Origin of the sequence: Pseudomonas sp. A34-9 (assembly GCF_029543085.1) — a bacterium.
Lineage (GTDB): Bacteria > Pseudomonadota > Gammaproteobacteria > Pseudomonadales > Pseudomonadaceae > Aquipseudomonas.
The window spans coordinates 4,036,514-4,053,503 of record NZ_CP119967.1 but is presented as its reverse complement, the minus strand read 5'-3'; the positions used below and the strand labels follow the sequence as shown (position 1 = coordinate 4,053,503).

Here is a 16,990-nt window from a genome sequence, read left to right as displayed (position 1 = left end):
GCTGCACATTATGTCTTGGACGGTCTCGGTGTCGCAATCTAGGATCTGCTCAACGGTCACACAGACCCAGCACCTATTGAGGGAAATCCATGAGCTTGAAAGACAAACTGCCCGGCCAACTGGGCTTCGGCACCGCGCCACTGGGCAACATGTTCCGCGCCATCCCCGAAGAAGAAGCGCAAGCCACCGTGCATGCCGCGTGGGACGCCGGTGTGCGTTACTTCGACACCGCGCCGTTCTACGGCTCCGGTCTGTCGGAGATCCGTTTGGGTGAAGCGCTGAAGCAATACCAGCGTGACGACTATGTGCTCAGCAGCAAGGTCGGTCGGATCATCCTCGATGACGTCGAAGATGCCGCCGCCCGTGATCTCGGTGAGAAAAGCGGAGTATTCGAACACGGTCGCCCGAACAAGATCGTCAACGACTACAGCGCCGATGCAACGCTGCGTTCGATCGAAGACAGCCTCGAACGCCTGCAAACCGATCGCCTCGACATCGTCTGGGTGCACGACATCGCTCAGGATTTCTACGGCGATCAATGGCTGGAATACTTCAACCAGGCCCGCACCGGTGCGTTCAAAGTCCTCACCCGTTTGCGTGAAGAAGGTGTGATCAAAGGCTGGGGTCTGGGCGTGAACAAAGTCGAGCCATGTGAACTGACCCTCGACCTCAGCGAGGCACAGCCAGATGGTTTCCTGTTGGCCGGTCGCTATACGTTGCTCGATCACGAACGCCCGTTGCAACGCTTGATGGAGGCGGCACGGGCGCAGAACGTTGAAATCGTCGTCGGTGGCCCTTATAGCTCGGGAATCCTGGCCGGAGGCGCGCACTTCGAATACCAGAAGGCCAGCCCTGAAGTCATCGCCAGGGTCGAGCAGATCAAACGCATCGCCGCAGCCTACGACGTCGATATCAAAGCCGCTGCGCTACAGTTCTCGCTGGCTAATCCTGCTGTTGCAGCGGTGATTCCCGGCGCGAGCAAACCCGACCGGATTGCTGAAGATGTTGCCGCATTGTCAGCCGTTATTCCTGCCGGTTTCTGGCAGGCGATGCGCGACGCCCAACTGGTTTCAGAACGTGCACCATTGCCAATCGATGAGGTGAAAGCATGAAGATTGATCTGAGTGGAAAACTGGCCATCGTCAGCGGCAGCACCGCCGGCATTGGTCTGGGCATCAGCCAGTCGCTGGCCGAAGCCGGCGCCACCGTGGTGGTGATCGGTCGCGACACGGCCAAGGTCGAGCAGGCGCTGGCGAGCATTCGCGAGAAGGTGCCGGGTGCGCAATTGCGTGGTTTGACGGCTGATCTGGGCACGGCTGAAGGCGCGCAGAAACTGTTCGCTGCCGAGCCGCGCGCCGACATTCTGGTGAACAACCTCGGCATCTACAACAACGTGGATTTCTTCGATGCGGCCGATGAGGAATGGACGCGCTTTTATGAAGTCAATGTGATCTCCGGTGTGCGCCTGTCGCGGCATTACGTGCCGGCGATGGTCGAGCAGGGTTGGGGAAGGGTGATCTTCCTGTCCTCCGAATCCGGTGTGGCCACCCCGGCCGACATGATCAACTACGGCGTGACCAAAAGCGCCAACCTGGCGGTGTCCCACGGCCTGGCCAAACGTCTGGCTGGCACCGGGGTCACGGTCAATGCGATCCTGCCGGGGCCGACCTACACGGACGGCGTCGAAGCGATGCTCAAGGACGCCGCCGCCGAGTCTGGCCGCAGCTTGCGCGACGAGGCAGACGCTTTTGTACGCAGGGCCCGGCCGACCTCGATCATCCAGCGCGTGGCGGATGTCGAAGAAGTTGCGCACCTGGTCACCTACATCGCTTCGCCGCTGTCCTCGGCCACCACCGGCGCCGCTTTACGCGTTGATGGCGGCGTGGTCGACAGCCTGACCATCTGAATTCCCGAGAGAGACGTATATATGCCTACAGCATCTGCAACCATCGACATCCCGGCTTCGGCCGATCAGGTCTGGCAATTGATCGGCGGCTTCAACACGCTGCCGGACTGGCTGCCGTTCATTCCCAACAGTGAGCTCAGCGACGGCGGCCGCGTGCGCACCCTGCAAACCGCTGACGGCGCTGTGGTGGTCGAGCGGCTGCAAGCGTTCGACAACGCCGCCAGGACCTACAGCTATTCGATTGAACAGGCGCCGTTCCCGGCCAGCGATTATCTGGCGACGATCAAGGTCGAAGCCCAGGGGCAGGGCGCACGGGTGACGTGGTCGGGGCGTTTCAACGCCAAAGGCGTGAGCGATGAGGAAGTGGTGGCTCTGTTCAGCGGCATCTACCAGGGTGGCCTCGAAGCACTGCGCGCCAATTACCCAGCTTAATCATCCACCACAAACACCTGTGGGAGCGAGCCTGCTCGCGAAGGCGGTGTGTCATTCAACAAAGATGTTGTCTGACACTCCCTCTTCGCGAGCAGGCTCGCTCCCACATTGATTGCATTCCAAGGTGGGAATCAGGAATTTTCGATCAGGCTCTGCCGGCAATCGAGCACCAGTTTCGCCCCGCCGAGATCACTGCTGCTCACTTCAAGACTGAAGCCATGCAAGCTGACAATCGCCGCCACGATCGACAGCCCCAAGCCAAAACCACCCTGCGGCTGCCCGCCCTCGGCGCGATAGAAGCGCTGGAACACCGCCTCACGCTCGGCCTCGGGAATCCCCGGCCCCGAGTCGTGCACTTCAATCCGCGTCTGCCCACCCGCATTCACCCCGCGCAGCATCACCGTGCCGCCCGGTGGGGTGAACTTGATCGAGTTGCTCAAAAGGTTGGCCAGCGCCTCGAACAACAGCGCCCGGTCGCCATTGAGCGGCGGCAGGGTCTCCGGCATGTTCAGCTCGAAACGCAGCTCGCCTTCTTCGGCCAGCGGCAGGTAAAACTCATGCAGTTCTTCGAGCAATTGCACCGGGTCGAGTTCGACAAAACCTGAGCGGCGCTGGCGATCTTCCAGTTCAGAAATCCGCAGCAACCCGCGAAACCGCGCCATCAGCGTGTCGGCTTCGGCCAGCACCAGATCCAGTTGCGCGGCTTCCTGCGAGCCTTCGCCGGCCTGCTGCTGCATGCGATACAACTGCGCGCGCAGGCGCGTCAGAGGGGTGCGCAAATCATGGGCGATGTTGTCGCAGACGCCTTTGACTTCATTCATCAAACGCTCGATGCGCTCCAGCATCGCGTTGACGATGGCGGCGAGCATGTCCAGTTCGTCACGGCGATTGGACAGCGGCAAACGGTGCGTCAGGTCGCCGGCGACAATCGACTGCGCACTGGCCTGAATCGCCCGAATCCGCCGTAGCGGCCGGCGTCGCAGCAAATGCCAGCCGGCAATGCCCGGCAGAATCGTCAGCGACACGCCCCAGAACAACGCATGCAAAATGATCCGCGTGACGGCGAACAGCGAGCCGTTGTCGCGCAACAACACCAGCCAACGGCCGTCGCGGGTTTGCGTGGCGACCGCGTCGCAGCTGTCATTGGGCAGGGTCGGGTCATCGGAGTCGGCGCAATCGGCGAGCATGTGGATCTTGCCGTCCAGCGGCAGGCCTTCGGGGATCTGCTGCAAGGCGCCGCCGAGGTAAACGCCGTTGGCGTCGAACAAGCCATAGGCATCGATGCCACGAATGTCGAAGGTCATGCTGGCGGCGAGGGCGTCTTCCAGCTGTTCGCCGCGAAAGTGCGAAAACAGGTGCTGGCGTTGCATCAGCGAGTGCTTGGCGAGATTGTCGAGGTAGCCGGAGACCTCGTAATACATGACCCCCATGAGGATCGCGCTCCAGGCCACGAACAGCGAACTGTAAAGCGCCAGCAAGCGGCTGCTGGAGGAACGCCAGCCGTCAGACGGGTTCGGCAATGACATAACCCGAGCCCCGTACCGTGCGGATCAGCGGCACATTGCCGACCGCGTCGATCTTCTTGCGCAGACGGCCGATGTGCACGTCGATCAGGTTGGTGCCGGGGTCGAAGTGATAACCCCAGACCTCTTCGAAAATCATCATGCGCGAGAGGATCTGGCCACTGTTGCGCATCAGGAATTCGAGCAATTTGTACTCGGTCGGTAGCAGCGTCAGCACCTGTTCGGCGCGTCGCGCTTCGTGGCTGATCAGATCCAGCTCGAGGTCGGCGACCTGCAGCGTCGTTGCCTGAGTGGCGCCGCTGTTCTGCCGACGCAGCAACACTTCAACCCGCGCCGCCATCTCGTCGGTGGCGAACGGTTTGGTCAGGTAATCATCACCGCCGGCGCGCAAGCCGCGCACGCGCTCATCGACATCGGAGAGCGCGCTGATCATCAGAATCGGCGTGGCCACGCCCATGGTGCGCAGGGTGGTAACGATGGCCAGGCCATCGAGTTCGGGCAGCATGCGGTCGAGGGTGATCAGGTCGTAGTTGCCGCTCACGGCGCGGTCGAGACCTTCACGGCCGTTGTCGACCCAGTCGACTTCCAGCCCGTGGCTGCTCAGTTCGGCGACGATTTCCCGCGCGGTCACGGCGTCGTCTTCGATGGTCAAGATACGAGTCATAGGCAGGCCTGCTGATCGGTTCAAACGGAATGGCAGCATTTTGCCAAGAAATTCCGGCGACGCTTTAAATTAACTTTCATGTTGTAGCTGTCATTTGCGCGCCTTGGCGAATTATTTGCCGGAACGTTGATATCATCTGGCCATAAAATCAATCAGGAGTGGTTCCGTGCGTATTTCGATTCGCCGTGGCTGGATGCCCATCACCGGTCTGCTGCTAGTGCTGTTCAGTGCTTCAAGCTGGGCGGCCAACACCCCGTGTTCCGGGAAGAAGGGCGGCATTGCTCGCTGCGATGGCGACCTGTTCCTGTGCAATGACGGCTCCATCAGCGGCTCGAAGAAAAGCTGCGCGGCGATGTATGGCGAACGCCAGCAGGCGCGACCGCAAAACTTCCTGCAGAGCGACGATGGCTGCGCTTGCGGCACTGGTTCGTTTTGCACCGGCCCGCGCGGTGGCGTGTATTGCCTGACGCCCAGCGGTAACAAGAGCTACAAACGCAAATAACTGGCATTTGTGCCAATGCATAAAACCCGCTGTTATTCGGCTGTTGTTGCAATTTGCATGGTCTGAGGAAGTTCATTCTTTCTAAATCATTGAAATTAAAGGATTTATTTAATTCGTTCGACTGGCACGGTCACTGCAATTCCTCTGATGACGAGTTGTAACACCATTTTTCATGCCTGGAGCAGAACAACAATGAATAGATCCTCTGATGGGTTTTACCCTTCCGTTGAAGAGTCGAGCAGCGTTTCGGGCGTGTCCTGGGGCGCGATTTTCGCTGGTGCCGCGGCTGCCGCTGCACTGTCGATGATTTTGGTCCTGCTCGGCTTCGGTTTGGGTTTCTCTGCCGTTTCACCGTGGGCCGGAGAGGGCGTCAGCGCCAAGGGCCTGGGCATTTCAACGATAGTCTGGCTGGCAGCGACGCAGATTATTGCCTCGGGCATGGGCGGCTACATCGCCGGTCGTCTGCGGGTGAAGTGGGCGAACATGCACGGCGATGAAGTGTATTTCCGCGACACCGCGCACGGCTTCCTTGCCTGGTGTGTGGCGACGTTGGTCACCGCCGTTCTGGTGGTCGGCTCGGTCAGCAGCGTCATCAGTGGCGGTGTGCAGGCCGGTGCCAGTGTCGCTGGCGGCGCAGCCAGTGCCATGACTCAGGCGGCCGGTACTGCAGCGGCCAACACCGACAGCAACCAGTACGGTTACTACATCGACAGCCTGTTCCGCGATGACCGTCCGGCCTCCGTCAGCGATGACGCAGCCCATGGCGCCGTGGCGCGGATTTTCGCGCAAAGCCTGGCCAACGGTCAGCTGAGTGCCGAAGACCGTACCTACCTGGCGCAACTGGTCGCACAACGCACCAACCTGACTCAGGCCGATGCCGAGCGCCGCGTTGACGAGATCTATGCGCGCACCCAGAAAGCCCTGGCCGACGCCAAGCTGAAAGCGCAACAAGCTGCCGACACCGCTGCGAAAGTCGCTGCCTGGACCTCGCTGTGGATGTTCATCTCGCTGTTGGCCGGTGCGTTCTTCGCCAGCCTCGCGGCCACCTACGGCGGTCGTCGTCGGGATGCCGTCGAGTACGTTGAAGTCGACACCTACACCACGACCACTCCAGTCCGTTAAACAAGGAGCATCACCATGCGCTCATTACTGCTGTTTTTCCTCGGCGTGCCAATCCCGATCATCATCCTGATCGCCCTGTTCGTGCACTGATTGCTCTATTGGGGCTCATGCCTCGGCCGCTTCCACCTTCGGGTGGAAGCGGCTTTTTGCTTTCTGGCGGGCAACAAGGCGAGAATCAGCGCCTGCGCTGTATTTCGATTGACCTCTGATCAGGGATAAGAACGTTGAACAAGAAGGAAATCAAACGTCAGGTGGGCGAGATGCTCGACGCCGGTCGCTCGAAAACCGAAACTTTCCGGGCGCTGTCCGGTGGTGCGGTCAAGGACAAGGTGCTGGCGTATCTGATCGGTTCGCGGCCAGATCCGGCGCTGCTGGATCGTCACGCTGGCAAGATAAAGATTCTGCTCGGGTTGACCTATGTTCAGGCGTTGATCGGGTTGGTGGGGGGCTATTTTCTCGGGCTGACGATCAGCACCGGTTGGGCCATCGGCCTGGGACTGTTTGCCGGTGGTGTACCTTTGCTGTTTGCTTGGGGCTTTTACCGCAACGCAGCGCAGGCCTACACCGTGTACGTGTTCCTCTCGATCACCCAGGTGCCGCGCATGTTCAAGGAATACGCCGACGATCCGACGGGCACGGTCATTGGCGTGGCAATCACGCTGGCCATGGTGTTTTTCGTCGCTTGGCTGAAGAACCTGCTGTTTCCTGACCTGGGTTTCTTTGGCGCGAAGAAGATCAAGGGGCAGTTCGTCTTTTCCAACTGATCGTTGGACAATCCAACCGCTTTCACTGGCCTGGATCAATATTTCGTGCGGCGATATCGCCTAACGTAAATGATCCCGGCCTTTGCTGAGGTATGAACTACAGTGCTTCACGCGCACCTTGTTGCGCTGACGGAGTACCCGCGTCGACGCCCCTCACAGCCACAATAAACGCGTCGACACGGTGTAGTGCAGCAAGGAGCTGACACCACCTCAACCGAACCTTCACGGATGAACATCGCAATGCACTGCCAAGAAAGAACCTTCGATATCCAGCCGTTGGCGCAGGCGGATATGACCGTCCACATCAACGGCCAAGCGGTCACCGCCGCTATCGGCGAAACCGTCCTCAGCGTTATCCAGTCCCTCGGCGTTCGCCAGATTGCCCGCAACGATCATGACCAGATCAGCGGCGCCTATTGCGGCATGGGCGTGTGCCAGTGCTGCCTGGTGAAAATCAACGGCCGGCACAAGCGCCGCGCCTGTCAGACCGTGGTGCGTGACGGCATGCGCATCGAAACCCAGGTCAACCGCATCACCGCGCAGGAGGTCGTATGAGCCTGCAACCGGTAATCGTCGGCGGTGGCCCGGCGGGGATGGCAGCGGCCATCGAACTGGCGCGCCACGGCGTGCGCTGCACCTTGCTCGAAGAAGCTTCACGGCTCGGCGGGGTGGTCTATCGCGGGCCGTTGCGTGATGGCGTGCAGCTGGATTATCTCGGCCCGCGCTACTCCGAGGCACTGGGCAAACTGCACGGCGATTTTCAGGAGCAATCCGGGCTGGTCGACGTGCGCCTCAACCATCGCGTGGTCGGTGCCGAAGGCACCCGCGCGCTGGTCGTGCTTGATGGCGACGAGCAACTGCACGAGATCGAGTATCCGCAATTGCTCTTGGCTGCCGGTTGCCATGAGCGCAGCGTGCCGTTTCCCGGCTGGACCTTGCCGGGGGTGATCATGCTCGGCGGTCTGCAACTGCAAATCAAAAGTGGCGTGGTCAAGCCGCAGGGGCCGGTGATCATCGCCGGCACCGGGCCGTTGCTGCCGCTGGTGGCGACGCAGTTGCACGCTGCGGGCGTCAGCGTCGCGGGCGTGTATGAAGCCTGTGCGTTCGGCAAGATTGCCCGCGAAAGTCTGGCGCTGCTGAACAAGCCGCAGCTGTTCCTCGACGGTTTGAGCATGCTCGCCTACCTGAAACTGCACGGCATTGCGATGAACTACGGTTGGGGCGTGGTTGAAGCACACGGCGAGGGCGAGCTGAAAAGCGTCAGCGTCGCGCCGTACTCGGCCACGTGGGAGCCGGACCTTAGCCGCGTCGAGCGCTTCGAAGCCAAGACCCTCGCCGTCGGTTACGGCTTTATTCCGCGCACCCAACTGAGTCAGCAGATGGGCCTGGATCATGGCTTCAGCGACGACGGTTATCTGCGTGCCAACTCGAACGTCTTGCAGCAAAGCAACGAACCTCACGTGCATCTGGCCGGCGACATGGGCGGGATTCGCGGCGGTGAAGCGGCGATGCTTGCCGGCAAGATCGCCGCAACCTCGATTCTGTTGCAACGCGGTGTCCTCGAAGAGGATTTGGCCCGCGTGCGTCGCGACCGCTACTTGAGCAAACTCAAAGCCATCGTGCGCTTCCGTGCCGCCGTCGACCGCTACACCGAACGCGGCGTGGGTCAGACCGCACTGCCTGCCGCCGACACGGTGATCTGCCGCTGCGAACACGCGACCCGCGCCGACATCGACCTGGCGCTGGAGCAGGGCGTGCAAGACATCGCCAGCCTGAAAATGCGTACCCGCGTGAGCATGGGCGATTGCCAGGGGCGCATGTGCGTCGGCTACTGCAGCGATCGCTTGCGTCAGGCGACCGGGCGCAAGGACGTCGGTTGGCTGCGCCCGCGATTCCCGATCGATCCGATTCCTTTTTCTGCGTTCCAGTCCGTCGGCACGGAGGCCACTGCCCATGACTAAGTTCTATGACGTGATCATTGCCGGCGGCGGGGTGATCGGCGCGTCCTGCGCCTATCAACTGTCCAAGCGCAAAAATCTCAAGGTGGCGGTCATCGATGCCAAACGCCCCGGCAACGCGACCCGGGCTTCGGCCGGTGGTTTGTGGGCGATCGGCGAGTCGGTCGGCCTCGGCTGCGGGGTGATTTTCTTCCGCATGATGTCGGCCAACCGCAAGCGCGAAACCCAGGGCGCGGCGGTGGCCGTGGACGCGAGCACGCCGCACATTCTGCCGGAGTCGTTTTTCGATTTTGCCTTGCAGTCCAACGCGTTGTACCCGGCGCTGCACCGTGAACTGAAAGACAATCACGGCATGGATTTCAAGTTCGAAAAAACCGGGTTGAAATTCGTCATTTACGACGACGAAGACCGGCTCTACGCCGAGCACATCGTCGGCTGCATTCCACACCTGGCCGAGCAGGTGCGCTGGCTCGATCAGGCTGCGTTGCGCGAGTCTGAACCGAGCGTCAGCCACGAAGCACGCGGGGCGCTGGAGTTTCTCTGCGACCATCAGGTCAGCCCGTTCCGCCTCGCCGATGCCTACATGGAAGGCGCGCGGCAGAACGGCGTCGACATCTTCGTCAATACCAACGTCACCGGCGTGTTGCATCACGGCAGCCGCGTCACCGGTGTGCAGACGGCCGAAGAGGGCGTGTTCCACTGCAAGACGCTGATCAACGCCGGTGGTGCCTGGGCGGCGGATTTGAGCGAATGGGCGACGGGAATTCGCATCCCGGTGAAACCGGTCAAAGGCCAGATTCTGCTCACCGAGCGTATGCCGAAAATCCTCAACGGCTGCCTGACCACCAGCGACTGCTACGTGGCGCAGAAGGACAACGGCGAGATCCTGATCGGCAGCACGACCGAAGACAAAGGCTTCGACGTCACCACCACCTACCCGGAAATCGCCGGGCTGGTGCAGGGCGCGGTGCGTTGCCTGCCGGAACTCAAGGATGTGAATCTCAAACGTACGTGGGCAGGTTTGCGTCCGGGTTCGCCGGACGAGTTGCCGATTCTTGGGCCGATGCGTGGGGTGGAAGGGTATTTGAATGCCTGCGGCCACTTCCGTACCGGGATTCTGACCTCGGCGATTACTGGCGTGTTGCTGGACAAACTGGTCAACGATGAACCGCTGCCGTTGGACATCACGCCGTTTCTGGCGGACCGGTTTGAAACAGCCCCGGTCAAACAGGAGCGCACGCTAGAGCCGGCCTGACACAGATCCCCTGTGGGAGCGAGCCTGCTCGCGAAGGCAATCTGTCAGTAACGAATAAGTTGACTGACACACCGCTTTCGCGAGCAGGCTCGCTCCCACATGGGGTTCTGGGCAGGGCTCAGGATTTGCGCGATTCTTCTTCCAGTTGATCGGATTCAAACAACCGCGCCAGCTCCGCCCGGGCTTCCTGGGCGGTTTGCAGGACTTTGGCGGCGTCGTCGTAAACTGCGTGTTGCGCCTCCAGCACCTGCTCGTCGTGGTGCTTGAAGCGCTTGATCCGCGCATCGGCCTGGGCCTGAGTCAAACCAAGTCCCACCAAGGTGCGCCGGCTCATTTCCAGACTCGAATAATAGGTCTCACGAATCGCCTCCGCGCCAACATCGACCAACCGGTGTACGTGCTGACGGTTACGCGCCCGGGCGATGATTTTCATGTGCGGATACAGCTTGCGCACCACTTCGGCGGTCTTGATGTTGGTCTCCGGATCGTCCGTGGCGATGACGAAATATTCTGCCTCGCCGACCTTGGCCGCGTTAAGGATTTCCGGGCGCATCGGGTCGCCGTAGAACACCGGCACGCCGCCAAAGCTGCGCGACAGTTCAATGGTCTCCACCGAGGTGTCCAGCGCGACGAACTTGATGTTCTGCGCACGCAGAATCCGCGCCACGATCTGGCCCATCCGGCCCATGCCGGCGATCACCACACGCGGGGTGTCAGTGTCGATCTCGCGGTATTTTTCCGGCACTTCCACCGGCTGCACTTTCGGGCTGACCAGTCGCGCGCAGATCAACAGCAACAACGGCGTCACCGCCATCGACAGGGTGATGGTCAGCACCAGCAAGTCATACAGGCGTGGTTCGAACAGGCCCTGATCCCGACCGATCTTGAACACTACAAATGCGAACTCACCACCGGCCGCCAACACGATGCCAAGGCGAATCGCACTGACCTTGGTCAAGCCACCGGCCAGACGCCCGACGACGAACAACAGCGGCAATTTCAGAGCGATCAACAGCAGCGTCAGCCCTAACACGGTGATCGGCGCACTCAGCAGCAAGCTGAGGTTGGCACCCATGCCGACACTGATAAAAAACAACCCGAGCAACAAGCCCTTGAACGGCTCGATCTGCGCTTCCAGTTCATGGCGATATTCCGAATCCGCCAACAGCAAACCGGCGAGAAACGCCCCCAGCGCCATCGACACACCGACCAGATCCATCAACCACGCCGTGCCGATCACCACCAGCAACGCTGTGGCCGTCGACACTTCCGGCAAACCGGTTTTTGCCACCACGCGGAACACCGGACGCAGCAGATAGCGCCCGCCGACCACGACCACGGCGATACCGCCGAGCACTTGCAGTGCATGATTCAGACTCTCGGCGTTGCTGGTGTCATGAGCACCGCCGGCGAGCATCGGCACCAGCGCAATCAACGGGATCGCCGCGATGTCCTGGAACAGCAAAATCGCAAACGCCAGACGCCCATGGGGGCTGGTCAGTTCCTTGCGCTCGGCCAGACTTTGCAGACCGAATGCCGTGGATGAGAGCGCCAGACCGAGGCCCAGCACAATCGCACTGTTCAGCGGTTGGCCAAACACCGACAACGCCAGCACGCCGATCACCGAAGCTGTCAGCAGCACTTGCGCCAGACCGACGCCGAACACCGATTTGCGCATCACCCACAAGCGTCGCGGCGACAGCTCAAGGCCAATGATGAACAGCAGCAATACCACGCCCAGTTCGGAAATATGCGCGACGCTTTGCGGATTGCCGATCAGGCCCAGCACCGACGGGCCGATGATCACCCCGGCAAACAGATAACCGAGCACGGCGCCCAGTTGCAGGCGTTTGGCCAAAGGCACGGTGAGCACGGCCGCGAACAGAAAGACGACGGCGGCTTGCAACAGATTGCCTTCATGGGGCATGGGGGTTACTCCTGACAACGGTACGGCGGGGGTGACAAGGATAAGGGCTACAGCGACTTTTCATCCACCGAAGATCCCCTGTAGGAGCTGTCGAGTGCAACGAGGCTGCGATCTGTTGATCTTGCTTTTGCCTGCAGGGATTCAAGATCAAAAGATCGCAGCCTGCGGCAGCTCCTACAGGGGGCTATTCATGTGGTCTGTAGGAGCTGTCGAGTGCAACGAGGCTGCGATCTGTTGATCTTGCTTTTGCCTGCAAGGATTCAAGATCAAAAGATCGCAGCCTGCGGCAGCTCCTATAGGGGCTCTTCATGTGCTCTGTAATAAGTTGCATCAATTGGTTACATTCATAACCTCAGCGTATCAATCTCCCGAGTCCCGCCATGGCCATCAACTTCGACCTCAACGACCTGCAAGCCTTCCGCGCGGTGGTCGAGCAGGGCAGTTTTCGCAAGGCCGCCGACACCGTGCGCCTGTCGCAACCGGCGTTGAGCCGGCGCATCGAAAAGCTCGAAGACGCCCTCGGCGTAAAACTCTTTGAACGCACCACACGCAAGGTCAGCCTGACCCAGGCCGGGCGCGGTTTCATGCCCAGTGTCGAGCGTTTGCTCGATGATCTGGACGTGGCGTTGCTGGGCATCAGCGAAGTCGCTTCGACGCGTCTGGGCCATGTCACCGTCGCCTGTGTGCCTTCGGCGGCGTACTACTTCATGCCCCGCGTAGTCGCGCGCTATCACCAGCAATTTCCACGGATCAAAGTCAAAGTGCTGGACTCCAGCGCTCACGATGTCTTGAGTGCGGTGGTCAATGGCGAGGCGGATTTTGGCTTGAGTTTTCTCGGCACGCAGGATGCCAAAGTCGAGTTCGAACCGCTTGTGCAGGAGTGCTACGTCGTCGCTTGCCGCCGCGATCATCCGTTGGCCGGGCGCAGCAGCGTGAGCTGGGACGAGTTTTACCGGCAGGATTACATCTCGCTCGACAAGACCTCCGGCAACCGCTTTCTGCTCGATCAGGCCTTGAGCAGCGTAGTGCCGCAGCGTCCGAGCATCTGCGAAACCCGACATGTGACGACGATGATTGGTCTGGTGGAGGCGGGATTGGGGGTGGCGGCGGTGCCGCTGATGGCGATGCCCGGGCCGGACCATCCGATCCTGACGCGGGTGCCGCTGACCGATCCGCAAGTGATGCGCAGTGTCGGCATCATCAAGCGCCGGGGTCGCACGTTGACCCCGGCGGCACTGGAACTGGAGCGGCTGGTGGTGGAAATGAAGGTCCAGCCGCCTACGATCAGCGCTTGACCGAGTCCAGCCCGGTGGCCTGCACGTCAGCTTGCGCGGCCGGCGCGGCGAGGTAGGCGAGCAAGGCTTTGGCTTCTTCTGGATGCTGCGCACCGACTGGAATCCCGGCAGCAAAGCGCGTCACCGATTGCACCGATTCCGGAATCTTCGCCACGAAACTCACGCCGGGCACCGGCAGCAATTCGCTGACCTGCTGGAAGCCCAATTGATAGTCGCCGGTGGCGACCACCGAGCCGACCGGGATTTTTGGAATCATCTTGGCCTTCGGTTTCAGTTGCTCTTCGATCCCCAGTTTCTTGAACAACTGCTGCTCGATGTACACGCCGCTGGCGCTGTCGGAGTAGGCAACTGACTGCGCGTCGAGCAGGGTTTTCTTCAGGCCGTCGACGCTGCTGATGTCCGGTTTCGGCGCGCCTTCACGCACCACCAGGCCGATCCGCGAATCGGCGAGTTCAACGCGCGAGGCCGGGTCGACCTTGCCTTGTTTGATCAAATCATCGAGGGCGTAGCCGACCATGATCACCACGTCGGCGTGTTCACCGCGGGCGAGACGATTGGGGATAGCTTCGGGGGCTTTGCCCATCGACGGGCCGAGGCTGGTAGTCAGTGTGTTGCCGGTGCTGGCGGCGAATTTCGGCCCGAGAATCTTGTAGGCGGCAGTGAAGCCCCCGGAGGTCATCACGCTCAATTCTTCGGCCTGGGCCGCGAGATTGAACGCGAGACCGGCGAGCAGGGCAGTGACAGTAAACAGTTTTTTCATGGCGAGTATTCCTCAGGCCGCGACAGGTTGCAGACGACCACCAGCACGGCGGTACAGATAAAGAGTGGCGCACAAGGCACACAGCGCGCCGACACTCATCCAGTAACCCGGCGCAGCTTTGTCGCCGGTGTACTGGATCAGGAAGGTCGACATCGCCGGGGTGAAACCACCGAAAATCGCTGTGGCCAGGCTGTAGGCGAGGGAGAAACCGGCAACGCGCACTTCGACCGGCATGATCTCGGTGAGCGCCGGAATCATTGCGCCGTTGTACAAACCGTAGATAAACGACAGCCACAACAGTGACAGCAGCATGTGGCTGAAGCTCGGCGCCTGCACCAGATACGACAGCGCCGGATAGGTGGTGGCCAAGGCCAGCAGCGACATGGCGATCAGCACCGGACGACGGCCGATACGGTCAGACAACATCCCGCCAATCGGCAGCCAGAAGAAGTTCGACACACCGACCAGCAGCGTCACTAACAGTGCATCGGAGGTGCTCAGGTGCAGCACGGTTTTGCCGAAGGTCGGCGCGTACACGGTGATCAGGTAAAACGCGGTGGTGGTCAACGCGACCATCAGCATGCCGCCGAGGACCACGCCCCAGTTCTGGCCGAGGGTGCGGAACACCTCGCCCATGCTCGGGCGGTGTTTGCGTGCGGCGAACTCTTCGGTCTCGGCCAGATTACGGCGCAGGAAAAAGATGAACGGCACGATCATGCAGCCAACGAAAAACGGAATCCGCCAGCCCCAATCGGCCACCACATCCGGCGCCATCCACGCGTTCAAGGCGTAGCCTAAAGCAGCGGCGACGATGATCGCCACTTGCTGACTGGCCGACTGCCAAGCGGTAAAGAAGCCTTTGCGACCCGGCGTGGCGATCTCGGCGAGGTAAACCGACACACCGCCCAATTCCGCACCGGCCGAGAAGCCTTGCAGCAAGCGCCCGATCAACACCAGCGCCGGCGCAAACAGGCCGATGCTCTCGTAACCGGGCACCAGCACAATCAATATCGTGCCGCTGGCCATGATCGACAGGGTGACGATCAAACCTTTGCGCCGGCCGACATCATCGATGTACGCACCGAGCACAATGGCGCCCAGCGGACGCATCAAAAAGCCTGCGCCGAACACCGCAAAAGTCATCATCAGGGAAGCGAACTCACTGCTCGCCGGAAAGAACACCGCCGCGATCTGCGTGGCGTAGAAGCCGAACAGAAAGAAATCGAACTGTTCGAGGAAGTTGCCCGAGGTCACCCGGAAAATGGCGCCGGCCCGCGAGCCGTTGTGTGGGATTGAGGCTGTCATAGAAAAGTACTCCACCGCTTTTATGACGTGCGCGACGGGAGGGCGGCGCACGGTTTTTATTGAGGCCGATGGTGGCGCAGATGTAACAATCTGTTAATTGCATTGTTGGCATGGATTGATGTGCAAAGTGGATCAATGTTTTTTTGGGTACAAATCCATTGCTGCGGTAACGGCTGCTTATGGTTTCGCCCTCACCCCAGCCCTCTTCCGAGGGAGAGGGAGTCGATTTCGGTAGGTTTGGAAACATACATTCGACTCGGTATCGCACGTCGGCGCACTTCTGCCAAACACCTCGGTCAGTCCCCTCTCCCTCCGGGAGTGTATGTACCGGAGACATGGTGGACACATGTTCGGAGACATGGTGGACGGTTTTAGATCTTCTTACCTGCCGTAACGATCTGCAAGTTCAAGTCGATTCGGGCAATACGATGTCTACTCCAGTAGACATCGTGGATGCCATCTTCCGTCGTTTCCCGGATAGCTACTGACCTCCCGTAAAAAGCTTTTCCGACTGTGTATTCACGGTTCCGCCAGTAGATCTCGCCCTTCACCTGAACCTTCCTGACCACATCCCCATCGTCGTACTCCGGCGCCGCGGGTTGCTCCTGATATTCCCGTGGGCTGCTGCTGTAGCGAGTAGCAGGCACCTGCATGTCCAACGCTTGATGTGGACGCTTCTGGTTGTAGATATCACGCCAGATATCAAACGCCCGTTGTGCACCGTTGAGATCAATAAAATGTCGGTCTCGCAGGACTTCATTTTTCAGGCTGCGGTGGAAGCGTTCCAGCTTTCCTTGGGTTTGCGGATGATAAGGTCGAGAGTGCCCGACCTTGATGCCCTGACTCATCAGCCAGACCTCCAGCGCGGTATAAACGCCAGTCTGGTCACCCCAGGGTGAACCGTTGTCCATCGTCATGCGCAAAGGCAGACCATGACGCCGAAAGACCCGGATTAGATGCTCCTGAACGGTTTCACGTCGCTCATCGAGGCAGGCCGCGATACACAGCGAAAACCGCGAATGATCGTCCAGTATCGTCAACGGATGGCAGCGTCCCTGAGCCAGGCTGATATGGCCCTTGAAGTCCATCTGCCAAAGATCGTTGGGCGCTTCATGCTCGAAGCGGATAAACGGTTTAATCTCAGCGGCCTTTGAATCAACGCGTGAATGACGCTGTAAAACCGCATGCACGGTACTGACCGAAGGCATTACTACGCCGCTGTCTTCCAGCACACGTTTGAGCTTGCGAGCGCCCCAAGCCGCGTATTCCTCACTCACGGTCAGAATCTGCTGCTCAACCTCGTCAGCGCAGCGTTTGGGTGACGTCTTCGGTCGTCGAGACTGATCGATCAAGCCCTCTGCACCTGAAGTTTCAAACCTGTTGAGCCATTTGTAGGCAGTGCTTGGGCTGATATTGAATCGGCGGCAAAGCTGCCGGACATTGGCTCCTTCTTGCCGAGCCAAATGCACGAACTCTGAACGAAGCTGCACGGTGGACACCTCTTCCCAGGACACAGGTCATCTCCTTGGTGATGAGCAATGTGTCTATTAAAAAGTGTCCACCATGTCTCCGGTACA

The 16,990-nt window shown here is 60.3% G+C and carries 15 protein-coding genes and 1 pseudogene; 10 read left to right on the top strand and 6 right to left on the bottom strand.

Features of this window, described 5'->3' with window-relative positions; genetic code table 11:
• The first annotated feature begins 89 nt into the window (after window positions 1-89).
• The 3 genes from P3G59_RS17995 to P3G59_RS17985 are packed head-to-tail and all read left to right on the top strand — an operon-like array spanning window position 90 to window position 2,338.
• On the top strand, window positions 90-1,112 hold the full coding sequence (locus P3G59_RS17995; protein ID WP_277758361.1) for an aldo/keto reductase: 1,023 nt from the start codon (window positions 90-92) through the stop codon (window positions 1,110-1,112).
• Window positions 1,109-1,906, top strand: a complete 798-nt coding sequence (locus P3G59_RS17990; RefSeq protein ID WP_277758360.1) for an SDR family oxidoreductase — start codon at window positions 1,109-1,111, stop codon at window positions 1,904-1,906. The genes P3G59_RS17995 and P3G59_RS17990 overlap by 4 nt, the downstream gene beginning before the upstream one ends.
• A gap of 21 nt (window positions 1,907-1,927) precedes the next feature.
• On the top strand, window positions 1,928-2,338 hold the full coding sequence (locus tag P3G59_RS17985; RefSeq protein ID WP_277758359.1) for an SRPBCC family protein: 411 nt from the start codon (window positions 1,928-1,930) through the stop codon (window positions 2,336-2,338).
• A 131-nt stretch (window positions 2,339-2,469) separates the two neighbouring features.
• Here P3G59_RS17985 and P3G59_RS17980 read toward each other — a convergent pair whose 3' ends face one another.
• Both P3G59_RS17980 and P3G59_RS17975 read right to left on the bottom strand, forming a co-directional pair.
• Window positions 2,470-3,864: a HAMP domain-containing sensor histidine kinase gene (locus P3G59_RS17980; RefSeq protein WP_277758358.1), complete on the bottom strand. Its 1,395-nt coding sequence runs from the start codon at window positions 3,862-3,864 to the stop codon at window positions 2,470-2,472.
• Entirely contained in the window at window positions 3,842-4,525 is a 684-nt protein-coding gene (locus P3G59_RS17975) for a response regulator transcription factor (protein ID WP_123594222.1), read from the bottom strand. Before P3G59_RS17975 ends, P3G59_RS17980 begins: the two co-directional genes overlap by 23 nt.
• 193 nt (window positions 4,526-4,718) lie before the next feature.
• Between P3G59_RS17975 and P3G59_RS17970 the strand changes: the two genes are divergently transcribed.
• The 6 genes from P3G59_RS17970 to hcnC all read left to right on the top strand — a co-directional run bounded on the left by P3G59_RS17970 (window position 4,719) and on the right by hcnC (window position 10,126).
• Window positions 4,719-5,027: a hypothetical protein gene (locus P3G59_RS17970; protein ID WP_277762175.1), complete on the top strand. Its 309-nt coding sequence runs from the start codon at window positions 4,719-4,721 to the stop codon at window positions 5,025-5,027.
• A 192-nt stretch (window positions 5,028-5,219) separates the two neighbouring features.
• Window positions 5,220-6,149 (top strand): hypothetical protein, encoded by a 930-nt coding sequence (locus P3G59_RS17965; protein ID WP_277758357.1) that lies wholly within the window; start codon window positions 5,220-5,222, stop codon window positions 6,147-6,149.
• Between the two features lie 224 nt (window positions 6,150-6,373).
• Entirely contained in the window at window positions 6,374-6,913 is a 540-nt protein-coding gene (locus P3G59_RS17960; protein ID WP_277758356.1) for a hypothetical protein, read from the top strand.
• Between the two features lie 240 nt (window positions 6,914-7,153).
• Window positions 7,154-7,468 carry a cyanide-forming glycine dehydrogenase subunit HcnA gene (gene hcnA, locus P3G59_RS17955; RefSeq protein ID WP_277758355.1) on the top strand — a complete coding sequence of 105 codons (315 nt, stop codon included), beginning with the start codon at window positions 7,154-7,156 and terminating at the stop codon, window positions 7,466-7,468.
• Window positions 7,465-8,874 (top strand): cyanide-forming glycine dehydrogenase subunit HcnB, encoded by a 1,410-nt coding sequence (gene hcnB, locus P3G59_RS17950; protein ID WP_277758354.1) that lies wholly within the window; start codon window positions 7,465-7,467, stop codon window positions 8,872-8,874. Before hcnA ends, hcnB begins: the two co-directional genes overlap by 4 nt.
• The gene (gene hcnC / locus P3G59_RS17945) at window positions 8,867-10,126 is read left to right on the top strand and encodes a cyanide-forming glycine dehydrogenase subunit HcnC (protein WP_277758353.1); all 1,260 of its coding nucleotides are present in this window, start codon (window positions 8,867-8,869) and stop codon (window positions 10,124-10,126) included. Before hcnB ends, hcnC begins: the two co-directional genes overlap by 8 nt.
• A 118-nt stretch (window positions 10,127-10,244) precedes the next feature.
• On the opposite strand, the gene P3G59_RS17940 is transcribed toward hcnC, so the two are convergent.
• Complete coding sequence (locus P3G59_RS17940) at window positions 10,245-12,053, bottom strand: monovalent cation:proton antiporter-2 (CPA2) family protein (RefSeq protein ID WP_277758352.1); 1,809 nt, start codon at window positions 12,051-12,053, stop codon at window positions 10,245-10,247.
• A gap of 380 nt (window positions 12,054-12,433) precedes the next feature.
• Here P3G59_RS17940 and P3G59_RS17935 point away from each other — a divergent pair, with 380 nt between their 5' ends.
• Window positions 12,434-13,348 (top strand): LysR family transcriptional regulator, encoded by a 915-nt coding sequence (locus P3G59_RS17935; protein WP_277758351.1) that lies wholly within the window; start codon window positions 12,434-12,436, stop codon window positions 13,346-13,348.
• On the opposite strand, the gene P3G59_RS17930 is transcribed toward P3G59_RS17935, so the two are convergent.
• The 3 genes and pseudogenes from P3G59_RS17930 to P3G59_RS17920 form a co-directional block, all read right to left on the bottom strand.
• Window positions 13,338-14,108, bottom strand: coding sequence for a substrate-binding domain-containing protein (locus P3G59_RS17930; protein ID WP_277758350.1), 771 nt, complete (start codon window positions 14,106-14,108; stop codon window positions 13,338-13,340). The two genes, P3G59_RS17935 and P3G59_RS17930, sit on opposite strands and share 11 nt — an antisense overlap.
• A 12-nt stretch (window positions 14,109-14,120) precedes the next feature.
• Entirely contained in the window at window positions 14,121-15,413 is a 1,293-nt protein-coding gene (locus P3G59_RS17925; RefSeq protein ID WP_277758349.1) for an MFS transporter, read from the bottom strand.
• 392 nt (window positions 15,414-15,805) lie between these two features.
• Window positions 15,806-16,927: pseudogene (locus P3G59_RS17920) on the bottom strand (IS481 family transposase); the annotation flags it as partial.
• Between the last annotated feature and the right edge of the window lie 63 nt (window positions 16,928-16,990).

Excerpts from the sequence above, each read along its gene's own strand:
- P3G59_RS17970 (WP_277762175.1), top strand. The coding sequence starts at position 4,719 with ATGCCCATCACCGGTCTGCTGCTAGTGCTGTTCAGTGCTTCAAGCTGG.
- P3G59_RS17975 (WP_123594222.1), bottom strand. The coding sequence starts at position 4,525 with ATGACTCGTATCTTGACCATCGAAGACGACGCCGTGACCGCGCGGGAA.
- P3G59_RS17925 (WP_277758349.1), bottom strand. The coding sequence starts at position 15,413 with ATGACAGCCTCAATCCCACACAACGGCTCGCGGGCCGGCGCCATTTTC.
- hcnC (WP_277758353.1), top strand. The coding sequence starts at position 8,867 with ATGACTAAGTTCTATGACGTGATCATTGCCGGCGGCGGGGTGATCGGC.
- P3G59_RS17930 (WP_277758350.1), bottom strand. The coding sequence starts at position 14,108 with ATGAAAAAACTGTTTACTGTCACTGCCCTGCTCGCCGGTCTCGCGTTC.
- P3G59_RS17995 (WP_277758361.1), top strand. The coding sequence starts at position 90 with ATGAGCTTGAAAGACAAACTGCCCGGCCAACTGGGCTTCGGCACCGCG.
- P3G59_RS17980 (WP_277758358.1), bottom strand. The coding sequence starts at position 3,864 with ATGTCATTGCCGAACCCGTCTGACGGCTGGCGTTCCTCCAGCAGCCGC.
- hcnA (WP_277758355.1), top strand. The coding sequence starts at position 7,154 with ATGCACTGCCAAGAAAGAACCTTCGATATCCAGCCGTTGGCGCAGGCG.
- P3G59_RS17965 (WP_277758357.1), top strand. The coding sequence starts at position 5,220 with ATGAATAGATCCTCTGATGGGTTTTACCCTTCCGTTGAAGAGTCGAGC.
- P3G59_RS17985 (WP_277758359.1), top strand. The coding sequence starts at position 1,928 with ATGCCTACAGCATCTGCAACCATCGACATCCCGGCTTCGGCCGATCAG.
- hcnB (WP_277758354.1), top strand. The coding sequence starts at position 7,465 with ATGAGCCTGCAACCGGTAATCGTCGGCGGTGGCCCGGCGGGGATGGCA.
- P3G59_RS17935 (WP_277758351.1), top strand. The coding sequence starts at position 12,434 with ATGGCCATCAACTTCGACCTCAACGACCTGCAAGCCTTCCGCGCGGTG.
- P3G59_RS17990 (WP_277758360.1), top strand. The coding sequence starts at position 1,109 with ATGAAGATTGATCTGAGTGGAAAACTGGCCATCGTCAGCGGCAGCACC.
- P3G59_RS17940 (WP_277758352.1), bottom strand. The coding sequence starts at position 12,053 with ATGCCCCATGAAGGCAATCTGTTGCAAGCCGCCGTCGTCTTTCTGTTC.